General features: G+C 46.2%; 13 protein-coding genes. 5 read left to right on the forward strand and 8 right to left on the reverse strand.

Annotated elements, in window-relative coordinates; genetic code table 11:
* Positions 1 to 7: 7 nt before the first annotated feature.
* Positions 8 to 1,396, forward strand: a complete 1,389-nt coding sequence (locus AB0763_RS03055; protein ID WP_306101083.1) for a GtrA family protein — start codon at positions 8 to 10, stop codon at positions 1,394 to 1,396.
* Here AB0763_RS03055 and AB0763_RS03060 read toward each other — a convergent pair whose 3' ends face one another.
* A complete protein-coding gene (locus tag AB0763_RS03060) occupies positions 1,397 to 2,323 on the reverse strand; it encodes a LysR family transcriptional regulator (protein ID WP_306101084.1) in 927 nt (308 codons plus the stop codon).
* A gap of 375 nt (positions 2,324 to 2,698) precedes the next feature.
* Here AB0763_RS03060 and AB0763_RS03065 point away from each other — a divergent pair, with 375 nt between their 5' ends.
* Positions 2,699 to 4,306 (forward strand): bifunctional diguanylate cyclase/phosphodiesterase, encoded by a 1,608-nt coding sequence (locus AB0763_RS03065; protein ID WP_306101085.1) that lies wholly within the window; start codon positions 2,699 to 2,701, stop codon positions 4,304 to 4,306.
* Positions 4,307 to 4,335: 29 nt separating this feature from the next.
* Here the strand turns inward: AB0763_RS03065 and dctP are convergent, their stop codons facing one another.
* The 5 genes from dctP to AB0763_RS03090 all read right to left on the reverse strand — a co-directional run bounded on the left by dctP (position 4,336) and on the right by AB0763_RS03090 (position 9,626).
* Positions 4,336 to 5,295, reverse strand: coding sequence for a TRAP transporter substrate-binding protein DctP (dctP, locus tag AB0763_RS03070; RefSeq protein WP_306101086.1), 960 nt, complete (start codon positions 5,293 to 5,295; stop codon positions 4,336 to 4,338).
* 274 nt (positions 5,296 to 5,569) lie between these two features.
* The gene (locus AB0763_RS03075; protein WP_368644032.1) at positions 5,570 to 6,487 is read right to left on the reverse strand and encodes a TRAP transporter substrate-binding protein; all 918 of its coding nucleotides are present in this window, start codon (positions 6,485 to 6,487) and stop codon (positions 5,570 to 5,572) included.
* Positions 6,488 to 6,773: 286 nt separating this feature from the next.
* Positions 6,774 to 8,081 (reverse strand): TRAP transporter large permease, encoded by a 1,308-nt coding sequence (locus AB0763_RS03080; RefSeq protein WP_306101088.1) that lies wholly within the window; start codon positions 8,079 to 8,081, stop codon positions 6,774 to 6,776.
* Positions 8,082 to 8,100: 19 nt separating this feature from the next.
* Positions 8,101 to 8,598, reverse strand: coding sequence for a TRAP transporter small permease (locus AB0763_RS03085; RefSeq protein ID WP_306101089.1), 498 nt, complete (start codon positions 8,596 to 8,598; stop codon positions 8,101 to 8,103).
* 68 nt (positions 8,599 to 8,666) lie between these two features.
* Positions 8,667 to 9,626: a TRAP transporter substrate-binding protein gene (locus AB0763_RS03090; protein ID WP_306101090.1), complete on the reverse strand. Its 960-nt coding sequence runs from the start codon at positions 9,624 to 9,626 to the stop codon at positions 8,667 to 8,669.
* A 382-nt stretch (positions 9,627 to 10,008) separates the two neighbouring features.
* Here AB0763_RS03090 and AB0763_RS03095 point away from each other — a divergent pair, with 382 nt between their 5' ends.
* Positions 10,009 to 12,003, forward strand: coding sequence for a methyl-accepting chemotaxis protein (locus AB0763_RS03095; RefSeq protein WP_306101091.1), 1,995 nt, complete (start codon positions 10,009 to 10,011; stop codon positions 12,001 to 12,003).
* A 444-nt stretch (positions 12,004 to 12,447) separates the two neighbouring features.
* On the opposite strand, the gene AB0763_RS03100 is transcribed toward AB0763_RS03095, so the two are convergent.
* Entirely contained in the window at positions 12,448 to 13,524 is a 1,077-nt protein-coding gene (locus AB0763_RS03100; RefSeq protein WP_306101092.1) for an alkene reductase, read from the reverse strand.
* A gap of 84 nt (positions 13,525 to 13,608) precedes the next feature.
* On the opposite strand from AB0763_RS03100, the gene AB0763_RS03105 reads away from it, so the two are divergent.
* Positions 13,609 to 14,583 (forward strand): LysR family transcriptional regulator, encoded by a 975-nt coding sequence (locus AB0763_RS03105; protein ID WP_306101093.1) that lies wholly within the window; start codon positions 13,609 to 13,611, stop codon positions 14,581 to 14,583.
* Here the strand turns inward: AB0763_RS03105 and AB0763_RS03110 are convergent.
* A complete protein-coding gene (locus AB0763_RS03110; RefSeq protein WP_306101094.1) occupies positions 14,580 to 15,020 on the reverse strand; it encodes an Lrp/AsnC family transcriptional regulator in 441 nt (146 codons plus the stop codon). The two genes, AB0763_RS03105 and AB0763_RS03110, sit on opposite strands and share 4 nt — an antisense overlap.
* 106 nt (positions 15,021 to 15,126) lie before the next feature.
* Here AB0763_RS03110 and AB0763_RS03115 point away from each other — a divergent pair, with 106 nt between their 5' ends.
* Entirely contained in the window at positions 15,127 to 15,711 is a 585-nt protein-coding gene (locus AB0763_RS03115; RefSeq protein ID WP_306101095.1) for a LysE family translocator, read from the forward strand.
* Positions 15,712 to 15,848 lie beyond the last annotated feature (137 nt).

Raw genomic sequence — 15,848 nt, forward strand, 5'->3', positions numbered from 1 at the left:
AGAGACGATGAATCAAGTATGTCAGTCTTGGGCTTTACGTTGGTCTAAACTGCAAGGCGAGCAAAAAATGCACGGCTTGTATTGGGGGGTTACTGTACTGGTGGCCGTGCTGAGCGGGTATAACCTACACATCTCTTTGATTGAAAATGTCGCCCACGATGCGCTCAGTTACATGCCGAGCTACACCGAGAAGTTTATCTCAGAAGGGCGTTGGATTAACTTTGCCTTGTTTGAGGGGCTCAAACGCATGCCTCCGGATCTGGCCGCGCTACTGAGCAACGCGTTTTTGTTTGTCTTTAGCTTTGTCGTTGCCCATCGCTTTCGTCCGGTGTTGTGGTCTTCTGTGTTGTTTGCTCTGGTGGCGTTAAACATCCCTTATTTTACCATGCTGTTTAAATGGCCAATGACCTTAGTGCCGGGGACCTTGATGATGGCGCTGTTTGCTTTATTGAGCAATAAGATGTCCCGTACGGTCTTGTTACTGACGGCTGGGGTACTGTTTTTTGCAACCTATCCGGCGTTTTACTTTTTAATGCCCTTGCTGTTTGTTGGCCCACTGCAGCGCGCCTCTTGGCCAGAGCTGTTGCGGTTTGTCGCGGTGTGGATTGCCGGTTATGTGTTGGGGTATGGCGTGTCACAAGCTTCGGTGTATTTGTACACCACTCTTGCCACTGACCATGGGCATTGGATTGAGTTTGCCCAATGGCGAAAGTCGACCCCGATGCACGATGTGGCTTCTCTGTGGCAAAACGTATTGAAAAGCAGTGGTAATTTTGAACGCAATGCCCGTTATATTGCCGATCTCAGTGGGTGGTTTTACTTGCCGGTGTTGGCGGTAATGCTTTGGGCTTTGGGTCAAGAGTTCAAGTATTGTGTACTGGTGTTTATGGTGATTTTTTCTATTTACGCCAGTGTTCTTGTCTTAGGGGTGAACGTGCCGTTGCGCTCTGGGATCACCTTACCCTTAGGGTTGATGATGTTTGCTTTGTTGGTTAAGACCGACTGGGCTCGCGGCGCTTTACTGCTGTGTTTGTGCGTGCCCTTTGCCTACAAAATGCATGACTACAATTTTGGCTATAACCATAAGCGCATTTACATGGCTCAGTTGTTTAACGCCAATGATGCACGTCATTACCTCAAGCAACCCCAGCAATTTAAGCGTATTGTCGTCACCCTTGATGAACGAAAAATGAGTGATTATTTTTATGATTTGACTCGCTCAAGAACCTTTATTAATCGCCACAATTTACGCGAGCACTACATCAAGCCGTTTTTGTATAAAAACGGGTGGGGATTTGATCAGATCCAAGTGAAAAATATCAAACGGCCTGAGACCCCAGTCGGTAAAGCCAAGGTGCAAAAACAAGGCAATACTTTGTTGATGACATTGGAATAATCACGACGCATTGCTAAGTTCGAGCGTGTCTTTAATGCGCTGTTTTAGTTTTGTAAAACGCTCAGGTAACGGGCGATGGCGCTTAGTCACCCAATACAAGGGCTCTTTGACCGGGTGTTGTGGCTCTAAAATTTGCACTTGGTGATGGCGGCTGAAACTGTCGAGCGCCGATTGTGGCAAGACTGTGAACCCCAGCCCCTCGGCGACCGGTTCGAGGATTTGATGAATCTGGTTGATGTAGGCTTTTTTGGCAAAGTGGTGCACCGTTAATGTTTTGAGTTCGGTGAGCGCCGTTTTGCCAAGGTACAGCGATAAGTAATGCTCAATGTCGGGGTGGTGAATTAACCCCAGTGACAATAATTTCTCGACCAGGGTATCGACAGACGAGGTCTGCACCTTTGCAGGGACAATTAAACAGAGCGGTTCATAGCCAATCAACTCACTGTCGTATAAGCCTTCACTTGGGGTCGATGTCACTAAGGCAACATCAAGCGTGCCATTTTTCACGCCCTGTAACATCTGGTGATTCGGCGCGGCTTCTAAGTGGGTCAGCAATTTGGGGTATTGTCGTTGCAAGGTAAGCAACACGGGAAAGAGCCGCAACGCCAGTGCGCCAGAGCAGGCGAGTCGATACTCACCGCTGTATGGGTCTTGCTGGTTGATGGTTTCAATCAACTCGCGTTCCAGCTTTTGGGCTTTTAATGCATAGTGATAGACTTTTTTACCCGCATCGGTGATGTGGCATTGTTTGTTGACTCTCGAAATCAGGGCTTGGCCACACGCTTCCTCGAGCTTTTTGACATGCTGACTGACACCCGGTTGAGTCATAAATAAAATTTCAGCCGTGCGGGTAAAGTGGCCGGTTTCCACTAAGGTGGTGAACGTTTTCAACCACGTCGGGTGAAGGCGTTTGTTGTCAAGAGACATGGCATTTCCTTTGTGCAGTTCGAGCGCTTTTTATCATCATAACTTTTTATTATCAAAGCAATGATAAAATATAATTTTAGCTCTTTATGGCAGTTGAGTAATCTAGCTTAGATCGTGAGAACGCCAGAGTAGCGGCTAAAATAGAGGGCTGAAAACTGGGTGCGAAACCGGTGTTGTCCTTGGCGATGACCTTAGCGCTACTGTGATTCTTGAAGTTATAAGATAATGATTTTGCGATTGATTTAAATGGCTGATTTTTTCTTTACGTCACTGTAAGGCAAAAATGCCACTATGGCCACAATACAGTAATGCAAAAAGTTAACTTTGATCCTATACTTTTGGCATTGACCCCCGACTGTTTGTGGCCATTTCTTAATGCAATTATTGATCATCGGTCTTCTTCTCGTTGGTTTGATGTTTTTGTTGTGCACCCTTCGAGAAACCACTCGTATTTGCCGGCGTACTGCTTTGCCACAGTGGCGATTTTTATGGGCTTTTGTCGCTCTGTTTATTCTTGGGTACCTCGGCTGTATCGGCTATTTTTTAATAATGCCATTCAACTCGTTTTATCTTGTCTTTGCTCTGATTATGTTTTTAGGTGGCGTGTTCGCCTGTCTGATCACTGGGTTGAGCCGCACCAGCCTAGATAAAATTTCTCAAAGCGCTGAGCAAGCGTATTTTCACGCCCATCACGACAGCTTAACCGGGCTAAAAAATCGCAAGGCGTTTATCGATGACACGAATAAACTTATCGATGAGAATGGGGCTTTCGTTTTGCTGTTGATCGACCTAAATCAATTCAAGCAAATCAATGATGGCTTAGGGCATTATTTCGGTGACAAGGTGCTTAGTATTATCGCCGATCGCTTGAGTGCGCAGCTCAAACCAGGGTGCATGTTGTATCGGATGGGCGGGGATGAATTTACCCTGGTGTGGCGCGATGAGCTTGAGAAAACTCCCTTTTCTCTTGAACAACTGATCGACGCAATACATGTTTCCCTCGCCCCGTCAATCCTTGTTGAAGATCACTCGTTTACCATTGGCGCCAGTATTGGCATCAGTTGTTTCCCTCATTGCAGTCAAACGTTAGAACAATTATTGCAACGGGCCGATATTGCCATGTATCACTCTAAGCGTCAGCACTTGCCTTATGCCATTTTTAACGAAGCGCTAGAACAAGGCGTCAAACAGCGTCTCGAGATCGCGGCCAAAATTAAGCAAGCACTGAAAAACGATGAGTTTGAACTGTATTTTCAGCCTCTTGTGTGTATGAAAAGCCAAACGATTGAAGGGGCGGAGCTGTTAATACGCTGGCCACAACCCGATGGCACTTTTATTGGTCCTGACATTTTCATTCCGATTGCCGAGCAAACCGACATGATCGGTGATATCACCACTTGGGTACTTGGCCGTTGTCTTCGCGACCAAACCTGGTTAGCCGAAAGAGGGTTTAAGGGCATTTTGCACTTTAATTTATCGGCCAAAGATCTGCACCAACCCAAATTGGTTGAGCAACTGAGTCAAGCGATTGCGCAATACCCAGAAATGGTGGCACAGCATTTGATTTTAGAAGTGACCGAAAGCGACATGATGACGGATGTAGAGCAAGTCACCTTGCACATGAATCACCTCGCCAAGTTAGGCTTTACCTTCAGTATTGACGACTTTGGCACCGGGTATTCCTCTTTGTCGTTACTGCGTAAATTGCCGGTTTCCCAATTAAAGATCGATCGCTCTTTTGTGCAAAACATGCTTAACAATCACGCCGACCGCTCGATTGTCGAATCGGTGATATATCTTGCTAAGGCACTGGGTTTTAGTGTGGTCGCTGAAGGGGTGGAAACCCTAGAAGCCAGTCAGCAACTGATGCAACTAGGGTGTGATTTTCAGCAGGGCTATTATTTTAGCCCTGCGGTGCCCAAAGCGGCTTTTTGGGATTACTGCCAAGCGTACAAACACCAAGTAAACGCCTCAAGTGCTTGATTTAAAATTTTAATTATTAGGTATTGTCGTTATAAATTGTTTATTTTTTCAACGTAATAAGCGATGTTTTCATCTTTCATTGCTTCGTCAAATAAGGGCTTTACTTTGTTTCTGAACGCTTGTTTGTCCGAACGAATAAAGGTGACACCTTGATTTCTGGCATTGGCGATATTTTTTATCTCTAACCGGTTCCAAATTTTAATTTCTTCATCAAGTGAGTCCGACGCTGCTTGTTTTAAGATCCGCTGCTCTACTTTCGATAACTTATTCCAAGTCGACTCAGAGATGATCAAGACATCGGGGCTCATGGTGTGCTGATTGGTTGAGTAAAACTTGGTCAGGTCGGCATGCTGCATTTCAACTAAAGTGGATATGTCATTTTCCGCCACATCAATAAGGCCTTGCTCTAAACTGTCGTACACCTTAGGCAGCGGCATTAAAACCGGCTCGGCGTTAAAGGCTTCAACCATTTGGAGCATGGTGGGGGATTCGGGGACGCGAATTTTTTTGCCGTGTAAGTCGTCAGGTGAGGTGATAGGCTCAGTCGAGTAAAAACTGCGTGAGCCTGAGTCGTAAAAAGTGAGGCCAATAAAGCCTTTCCCTGAACTTGAGTGTAAAATTTCTTGAGCAACCTCACTGCGGATAAAGCTTCTCATGTGCGCGGTATTGCGAAATAAAAACGGCAGAGATAAGGCCGTGTAATTGGGCTCAAAGGCCTCGGCTAATGAACCGTTTATCTTGGCGATGTCCAAGTTGCCATTGATCACGTGTTCGGCCAATTTACGACCGTAACCAAACTCTGAATTGGCTTTGATCTCTACCGTTAACTCTCCATAGGATTTTTGTTGTACCTTGTCGGCAAAAATAACCATACCTTGGTGCGCGGCACTGTCTAAACTCATTGCATGACTGAGCACTAAGGTTTTGGCTTGCAGTGACAGACTGGCGGTGACACAGGCTGCAATCAAGAGAAATATTGACGTTTTCATGGTTAACCTTATTCCTAATCTAATGGTATCAAGGGTGGCTTGATGGGATTGAAATGAGTATCGAACTGCACTAAGTGTGGAAGTGATAAGCAACTTTACCAATAGATGCTGGAGGTTTTTTGATAGAACTCACATTAAGTGCCAATGCTGTGATTAAATCTGCGCAAAAGATCAAACTTATCTCTTAATTGGCATCTATCCGTGCTTGGTAGTACAGAGAAAAGTACTCAATCAACGATGGGAAAACGCGATTGAGTACTTGGGCGAGTCAGGCTCAGAGGTTTTGAATTTGTTCAATATAAGGGGCAATATCGGGATTGTTGCGCGCTTTTTCCATGATCGGCCGCATTTTCTCTTTAAAGGCGTGTTTGTCGACCGAGACGAAGTGAATCCCCATTGATTGCGCTTTGGCGATGTTTTGTTTTTCCGTTTTATCCCACAATTTTATCTCTTGCTCTAGAGAGTCGATGGCAGCGAGTTTGAGGACAGTTTGCTGCTTAAAAGAGAGCGTTCGCCATACTTTTTCTGAAATAATCAGTATGTCTGGCGTCATGGTGTGTTGATCTATCGAGTAATACTTAACCACATTGGCGTGCTTCATTTCGACCAGACTCGATAGGTTGTTCTCGGCTGAATCCACCACGCCCTCTTTTAGCCCCTGATACACTTTGGTGTAAGGCATGGCGATGGCCTTAGCGCCGAGCAGTTCAACCATTTCTAGCATCGTTGGGGATTTGGGCACCCTAACAGTTAGCCCTTGCATGTCTTGTGGGGTTTTAATCGGCTTATTGGAATAAAAACTGCGTGAGCCGGAGTCGTAAAAGGTTAAGCCGCGAAAGCCTTTGTCTGTTGTTGAGTCCAGCATTTCTTGAGCGGTGTGGCTGTGAAGAAAGGTTCTCATGTGTGCGGTATTGCGAAAGAGATAGGGAATGGAGATGGTTTTAAACACCGGGGCGTAGGATTCGGCAAGTGAGCCGTTTATTTTGGCTAAAGCGAGCTGCCCGGTGATGACTTTTTCGGTCAATACGCGCTCTGAGCCTTGTTCTGCATTCGGTGAGATATGGATGGTGAGCTCACCATTGGAGCGTTGTTTTACTCGTTCTGCAAAGACCAGCATACCTTGATGTACTGCGCTATCTGTTGACATGGCATGGCCGAGAGTCAGTGTTTGGGCATAAAGAGAGACACTCATTGATGCAGAGAGTATAAGCAGTGATAGCAATTTTTTTGTTGTCATAGAAAACCTTTACCTACGAACGTTTATGAAATTATTTGCTCTGCATTAAGTTTTTTTTAATCGGTGGGAATTTCAAATTTGCTCCGCTTAAATTGAGCACAAGATCACGGCTCTTGTTAACCATGAAATAAATTTGTGTTCGCGATCAATAAACTGCCATAGGTAACGGGTCTTGGTGTGTGGGGCAATCATTGACGCCTGAGTTGCAAGCGCCAATGAAAAGCGGGGAAAAAAGAGGTGTTTACGGTATTAGCCCAAATAGGCGAGGCAGGAATAAACTGATGTCAGGGATAAAGGTAATCAGCATTAAAGTGGCAATTAACACCGCGCAAAATGGCCAAATGGCTTTGATCACCTGCTCAATTTTGGCCCCGCTGACACTGCAACCAACAAACAGCGCCGTGCCAACCGGTGGGGTGGCAATCCCGATGCACAAGTTAAAAATAATCATCATCGCGAAATGGACATCGTGCATTCCTAACTGATTGGCAATCGGCATAAAAATAGGAGTGAAGATCAGCAGCGCAGGGGTTAAATCCATAAACATCCCGACCACCAATAAGATGATATTCATCAAAATAAAGATCATGATAGGGTTGTCTGAGATCGATAACATCCAATCACTGATCAGTGTCGGTAAACCTGTGAAAGCCATTGCCCAAGACATAATGGTTGAAGCGCCAATCAAAAATAACATGATGGCGGTAATTTCAGTACTTTCAATACAGATGGTTTTGATGTCTTTTATGCTTAACGAGCGGTAGCACAATGACAGGGTTAGGGCGTAAAGCACGGCGATACAGGCCCCCTCAGTTGCCGTAAATACCCCTCCGGTGATCCCGCCAATGACAACGACAATCAAACCTAAACTCGGAAGTGCTTGCCACAGGGTGGTCAGGACTTGAGAAAAGGTCGGACGCTGATAGGTTTGGACGCCATAGCCTTTGCGTTTAGCGATAAAGTAGGCCACGAGCATACAACTTAACCCCATTAAAATCCCAGGGACATACCCGGCGATGAACAAGGCCGCGACAGACGTCCCGCCACTGACAACAGAAAAGACAATCAATGAGTTACTCGGTGGGATCAATAACCCTGCCGGGCACGATGCGACATTGACCGCGGTGGTAAATGATTTGTCGTAACCTTCTTTTTCAATTTGGGGTGACAGTGTTTTCCCCACGGCGGCGGCGGCGGCTACCGCTGACCCCGATACTGAGCCAAACATCATGTTGGACAAAACATTGACCTGAGATAAAGAGCCAGGAAGACGCCCGACCAGCAGTTTGGCAAAATTGACCAGCCTAGCGGCGATACCTCCGCGGTTCATGATGTTGCCTGCCAAAATGAAAAAAGGAATGGCCAGCAAACTGAAGCTGTCGACCCCAGTGACCATTTTTTGCCCAGCGGTCATGACGGCGACATCAAACGGCAAAATGGTAAACATAATGATCAGCGAAGAAAGCGCAATGGCCACGGCAATGGGGACACTCAATGCTGTCATGAGAAGAAATAAACACAACAACCAAAATCCAATCGAAATATCCATAGTGTTTTCCCTTTCTCGCTTAAGTGAGATCGTTATTTTGGTCTGAGCAGAACATCTCAACGACATTTAAAATGATGTAGAGGGCCATTAATGAGCCAGCGAGAGGCAAGATGGTGTAGACATACGCCATAGGGAGTTGCAGCGAGGGTGAAAATTGATGCCAAGTTCGGCTTATCAATGCCAACCCCCCTTTGATCATGGCCAGAGAGACAAATGCGAGAGACAACAGGTGGATAAGGGTAAGTAAAAAGCGCTTATATTGACGAGGCAATGACTCGGGCAGTAGGGTAATGGCGAGATGACCATTTTTGCCAAATAAATAACTGGCACCGAGCAGGCCAAGCCAAATCATGGTATAGCGAGCCAGTTCATCGGTAAACGAGCTCGGATCATTGAGAATATAACGACTGAACACCTGCCAAGTTACCGCGATAACCAGCACGAATAACGCCGCGCCACACACACAAAGTAAGCTGTTATCGAGGCCTCGGCGAAAACAATCAAGACGGTTTTTCATAGATAAACTCACAAACAATGACAATGCCAGGTGATTCATGACACCTGGCTTTAAAGGGAAAATCGAGATTAGAGCGCGTTGATCTGGTCAATATAGCCAGAGAGTTTCGGATCCTGCATCGCTTCGTCAAGCATAGGTTTTACCTTTTCTCTGAAGGCGGCTTTATCAACCTGGACAAAGGTCACGCCCATTTCTTTGGCTTTCGCTCGGTTGGCCGTTTCAATTTGCTCCCACAGTTTGATTTCTTCATCAAGAGAGTGAGCGGCGGCTTTCGATACAATGTCTTGCTGCGCTTTCGACAGGCTGTTCCAGGTGGACTCTGAAATGATGATCAAATCCGGGCTCATGGTGTGCTGATCGGTCGAATAGTACTTGGCCACTTCGGAATGTCTCATCTCAACCAGGCTAGACACGTTGTTCTCAGCTGCATCAATGACCCCTTGTTGTAAGCCGGTATACACTTCAGTGAAAGGCAGTGGCGTGGCTTTGGCACCGAGTAAATTGATCATTTGCATCATGGTTGGCGATTCTGGCACCCGAACTTTCATGCCTTTGAGATCGTCTGGGGTTTTAATCGGTTTACTGGCGTAAAAGCTGCGCGACCCCGAGTCATAAAACGTCAAACCCAAAAAGCCTTTACCTTGACTCGATTGCAACATGGCTTTGGCGGCATCACTGTGCATGAACTTGTGCATGTGCTCGGTACTTTGGAATAAGAAAGGAATCGAGATCGCTTTAAACGTGGGTTCGAACGACTCGGCCAGTGAACCATTTATCTTGGCCATATCGAGTGCCCCTGTGACCACTTGTTCCGCTTGATCTCTCTCTGAGCCTAACTGAGCATTGGGAAATATTTTCACCTTGAGATCGCCATCGGAAAGCTTGTCGACCTGCTCGGCAAAAATCACCATGCCTTTGTGAGCGGCGTTATCGAGTGACATGGCGTGACCGAGTGTCAAGGTGCGAGCTTGAGCCCCCACACTGGCAATGACCGAGGCGGCAAGGACGGTTAACAGTGTTTTTTTCATGGTGGATACCTATTTCAACGTTATGGAATGATTTTGTTATAGTTAAAACGTAACTTAATGTTACTTCGGTATTCATAGCAATCTTGTTATTGTATTACAAATTTGCCTAGCGTGTTATTTGAGCAGTCTCACCTTTGTGTGTTTAGTTGAATTGCAAATTGTGGCTTTGATCAAACAAAAAACACCCGATATTTGGCTGGAAAATCGGCTTGCAAACGGATTTTGGTCACAAAATAGAAGAGTTCATCAGGCCTAAGTTATCAATTTCGACAATATTCACTGGCCATAGCATAACAAATTTATATTATTTGTATGAATTATAACTAGAAATCGAGCCGGGTTACCTTACCGGTTACCGAGTCGTTCAAGACGTGGACAAATTATGAAACTATCAGTGATTCAACGAACTTCAACGGGCTTTTTCGTCTTATTTGCATTAATTGTCATTACTATCGTGATGAGCTTGTGGAGCTTGTCGTCAATCAACCATCAACTTGAACACACCATAGATACCTTAGTCCCTAAAGCTGAGCAAAGTAACCGTTTATCGGGGCTACTGCTCAACATCAACCGACTGGTCAGTTTGCATCGCATTGAGTCGCAAGAAGACAACCGAGACAAGTTTAAGTCTCAAGCGCAGCAGATGCAGTCTGCCTATCAAACCACGATACAAGCGTTACAACAGCGAGCCATGGCCAATGACAGCCAACATTTTGCCCCTTTGATCACAAAGATCCATCAGCACGCTCAATCACTGTTTACCTTGGTTGATCAACAATTTTTATTGCGTGAACAGTCTCTAAAAGCGGAGGCGATACAGCAACAATTGGCCGATGATTTTAGTAATGAATGGGCGTTTTTTAAAGACGACAGCCAATATGTTGTTGATGAAACGGCGCCCGTTAATCAATGGCTCGCGGAGGGTTTGAAAAACGATGGCTTGTTGTTGGGGCGAGCGGTGGAGCAGGCACTGTTTACGCAAGACTTACAGGCTCAGCAAACCTATTTACTCGCGATTACATCACATTATCAAGCGATGCTTTCTAAGCGCAGTCAGTTACAGGCCAGTGGCGAGGTTGACCTAGAGATCATTGCGCCTTACTTTGAATTGGTGGAAAAATCGATTGAGCCGGGCGGTTTGGTTGACTCTATCACCAATAACAGCCAATTTTTATCGCAGCAAAAACAGTTGCTGACAGAGATTGATAGGACGACAGAGCAAGTTTTGCCATTGATCAAACAAGCCAATGATCTCGTGACACAAGAGCTGGCGGCCACCAAACAGCGTGCCGAAGACAAGGGGCAAGTCATCTGGTTAAAGATGGCACTTGTGGCGGTGGCTTCGGTCGTGGTGTCTTTGCTGATCACTTGGAATGTCGTCACCGTGATTCGTCGAGGATTAAAGCAGACTTTAAATCAAATTCAATACTTGGTGGATGGTGATTTTTCCCACCAACAAACCAAGCTCCAACAAGGGGACGAATTTGGTTTGTTGAGCGATAAGCTTTCGGAGTTGACGGCGCAGCTTAGTTCGATAGTGGGCTCGGTTAGCCAAAATGCTTCCGAGCTGGCAAAAGGGGCCAAACAAGGGTTAGCCAGCAGTCAAACCAGCCAGAGCTTAATTGCCGAGCAGCGCGATCAAATTGCTCAAGCAGCGACTGCTATTGAAGCGATGAATGACGGAATTATCGATGTGTCGACCTTGGCCAGCGGCGCTAAAGACGACATCGAAAACGTGGTCGATTTAGCCTATCATGGCCAGCAAGACATCCAATTAACGCATCGGTTAACCTTAGAGCTTCGCAACCTCATGGGCGATGGCGTGCAAATCTCCGATGGTTTACGTCAGCGCTCTGAAGATATTGCCAGCACCTTAACCATTATTCAAAGCATTGCCGAGCAAACCAATTTACTCGCCTTGAATGCGGCGATTGAAGCAGCGCGTGCTGGTGAACAAGGTCGCGGGTTTGCTGTGGTCGCGGATGAAGTCCGTGTTTTGGCTGGGCGTACTCAAAAAGCGACCGTGGATATCATGGCGGTCATTGACTCATTGCAGCAAGCGTGTCAGCAAGCGGTGAGTATTATGAACCGGGGGGATCAGATGGTCGGTGAGTGCTCAGCGCACACGGAAAAAAACCAACAACAGTTACATACCATTGCCACCCACTTAGACAAAGCAAAGCAAAGCAGTGTATCGATTGCCCAAACCGCAGAAGATAAGCTGGCGGTGGCTAAACAGGTTAATTGTATTATCCAACAGATTGTTGACTTGGGCACTTCAACGGTCAACGAGGCGGATAACAATGCCAAGGTCAGCTTAGCACTGCAAAAACTCGCCGATCAGCAACGTTCGCAAATCGCGCATTTTCGCTTATAAATTGCAGTAAAGGACATCCACGACCTCAGGACACCCATGTTATGCCCTTGATATCGGGACAGTCATCCTATCTCAGGACAGCCATACTTTATGGGAAACTTGTACCGTAAAGTGAAGTGATAATGGGTGTCCCGTGATGTCTTAATATGGGTGTCCAAAGCGATACCAGGACAAAGCGACCTCAGGACACCCATGTTATGCCCTTGATATCGGTGTGGTATCGGGACAGTCATCCTATCTCAGGAAAGTCATACTTTATGAAGAGCCTTTACCGCAAAGAGCAGTGACCAAATGGGTGTCCTGTGATGTCTTAATATGGGTGTCCAGGTTTTTGGACATCCAGGTTTTGGGCAGATCAGGAGATGGGTGTCCTGTGCTTGGTGATTGAGTGCTAATAAAAAAGCCAAGCTCTAATGGAGAGCTTGGCTCAAACTTGCTGAGTGATCAGTTATCTAAACGAGGGTAATCGGTATAGCCAGGGGCACCGCCAAGATAAAATAGCTCTGGCTTGGCGTCATTGAGTGGCGCGTCGGCTTTAAAGCGCTCAACTAAATCTGGGTTAGCGATAAAGGGAACGCCAAATGCAACGGTGTCGGCTTGATGGTTTGCGATGACTTGATTCGCCTCTTCTTTGCTGTAGCCCATATTGGTCATCAGGTTGCCTTGATAAATCTCACGAGCTGTTGGGATGACATCGGCTTTTTGCTCTCCTTTGAAGTCGGCGCGCATCACATGCCAGTAAGCTAAGTCGTAGCGGTTAACCTGCTCTGCCAGGTAGCGAATGAGCCCAACAGGATCGCTGTCTTTCATGTCGTTAAAGCCGTTGAGCGGTGAAGTGCGAAGCCCAACACGACCGTTTCCCCAAACCTCGGTGACCGCATCTAGGATCTCAAATAACAAGCGTGCGCGATTTTCGATTGAACCACCGTATTGGTCTGTGCGTTGGTTCGAGCTTTCACGTAAGAAATTATCGATTAAGTAACCATTGGCACCGTGAACTTCAATCCCATCGAACCCTGCCGCTTTAGCGTTGATTGCACCTTGTTTAAAAGCGGCGACGATCTCTGGGATCTCACTGGTTTCTAATGCGCGTGGCACGGTGTAATTTTGCTTGCCCGATGGTGTGTGCACTTGTTCATTTTCGATCGCAATGGCACTGGCAGCCACTGGGGTTGCGCCTTGGTTGAGTTCGGGGTGACAAGCTCGGCCAGCGTGCCAAATTTGCATGACAATTTTACCGCCTTTGGCGTGGACGGCGTCGGTGACTTTCTTCCATGCGGCAATTTGTTGATCATTATAAATGCCAGGTTCTGCATAAAATGCCGAAGTGCCTTCTTTGACCATAGTACACTCAGTGATCAACAGGCCCGCACTGGCGCGTTGTGCGTAGTACTCGACCATGAGATCGTTGGGCATATGATCCTCAGGGTTGGCACGAGCGCGAGTGAGCGGCGCCATTACAGCACGGTTGCTCAATTCGATTTGACCAAGTGAAATGGGTGAAAATAAATCTAAAGACATGTTTGAACCTCTATCTAATGGAGAAATACACGTTGTCGAATACGATTTTTACAGCCTATAATCATATCAATAATGAAACAATAGGTGTTTTGGAAAGTGATTGTTCGTGATTTGGCAACAATAGATTTTAGAACCTTAAGTATTTTTGTCCTCAGTTGTCGACGTTTGAGTTTGACCCAGTGTGCCCAAGAGTTAAATTTACCGAAATCGAGTGTCAGCAAAGCGATTGCGAAACTTGAGCAGCATTTCAGTGCGCAATTACTCGAGCGGTCGACGCGGCGATTGGTGATCACGGAAGTGGGTCAGATGGTGTTAGATAGAGCTGAACATTTGTTGGAAGAGTTTCACTCATTGGGGCATGATGTGCAAAATATGGAACAGCAAATTCAAGGTCGACTGCGTATTTCTGCCCCTCCTGCGTTTGATTCCTATTTGTCTGAGCATATTTTTCTGCCGTTTCTTAACCAGTGGCCTAAAGTGCAAGTGACGCTTGAATCAACCGATGAGTTTATGGATTTATTTTCTCATGCGATCGATATGGCCATTCGGGTTGGTAAGGTGGTGGATGAGCGGTTAGTGGCCAAAAAGCTCGGTTATACGACTCGCGTTTTAGCCGCCAGCCCCGATTACTTGGCTCGGATGGGCACCCCGCATACCCCTGAGCAATTGGCAACTCATAATGGTCTTCGTTATCAGTCTGCTGCTGATGTTGGGCCGTGGAGCCTCATTTCGCACCATGAAACGGTCAATGTTGAAATCAACAGTAACTTTTCGAGCTCCACGATTGAAGCGGTGTTAAAAGCGGCAATCAATGGGTTAGGGATTGCCAATTTACCGCTCAAAAATTTGACCAATGAACTCGAAAACGGTCGGTTAGTTCGCGTGTTGCCACAATGGCACGCGATTCCGATGCCCATTTATTTGGTTTATCGTCCCGGTGCGAATAAACCGCGCCGGGTACAAGCCATGATTGAGCATATTACTCGTTTGCAAGACCAATTTCAGTTTGGTCCAAGTCACGGCTTGTGTTGTGGCCAACCTGGGCAATGTGAGAATTAACGAATGTCCTTAGGCGAGTCCATGACCACCATGGTCGTGATTTCTCTCACCTGAGGAATATCGCCGAGCACGTTTGAATGAAAACGCTTGTAGGCGGCAAGGTCTTTGGTTTCCACTCGTAATAAATATTCCGTGCCCCCGGTAATGTTGTGGCACTCGGTCACCTCTGAACAAAACTGAACGTGCTCTTCAAACGCCAATTGCGCCTTTTTGCTGTGATCGGCCAAACCAATCGCGATGTAGGCGATAAAACCAATCGATAATTTTTGTTTATCAATGATGGCTCGGTAGCCTTTGATAATACCGCTTCGCTCGAGCTCTTGTACACGACGCAAGGTGGCGGAGGGGGATAAGCCAACTTTGTCTGCCAAGTCGACATTCGCGATTCTGCCGTTTATGTCTAGCTCGCGCAATATTCTTTCGTCAATTCGGTCCATAGTTATCTTTTGTTGTTATTTTTTCGCGTTGAGTATCAATAAAAGCACAAACTTGCTGAGCTTTCCAGTTAGGATTGACATCTAACCATCGATAAGAGTTATAGGTATGTTTGAGTCAATTATCCCGTTGATCGCATTTGCGTTTGTTACTACGTTCACCCCTGGGCCAAATAATCTGATGTTGATGACTTCAGGTGCCAATATCGGCTTTATTCGCTCTTTACCTCATGTATTCGGGGTGGTGTTTGGCTTTGGTTTTATGGTGTTTCTCGTTGGTTTAGGCGCCAGCGAAGTCTTTGCGTTTTTTCCTTGGTTACATCCATTGTTAAGTTTTGCTTGTATGGGGTATTTGCTGTTTCTTGCCTATAAAATTGCCACCAGTAATCCCAATTTAGCCACGCAACAATATCAACCGATGCGATTTGTTTCGGCAATGATGTTTCAGTGGGTGAACCCGAAAAGTTGGTCAATGGCGTTGACCGCAGTGAGTGTTTATAACCCATCGGCAAGTGGTTCTGGCTTAGTGTTGGTCACGGCGGTCTTTATGTTAGTCAATTTTCCCTCGACCACCGCTTGGGTTGTTGCCGGTAAAAAAGTTCGCGGTTGGCTCACTCACGAGTATGCCATCCGACGTTTTAATTGGGCGATGGCTTTATTGCTGTTGTTTTCTACTTTGCCGGTGATGTTTTGAGGCTTTATCTTGACAAAAAAAGTGGCGCGAACCTTTATTCCGTACGCAAGGCCCCGTAAAAGTAAGACTTTGACTTGCTGCTGATGTAAAAAAATAAAAAGTGTTTATTCTTTCACCATGATTATTTATTTTTTCCA

It is taken from the genome of Vibrio sp. HB236076 (assembly GCF_040957575.1).
In the GTDB taxonomy this organism is placed as follows: Bacteria; Pseudomonadota; Gammaproteobacteria; order Enterobacterales; family Vibrionaceae; genus Vibrio.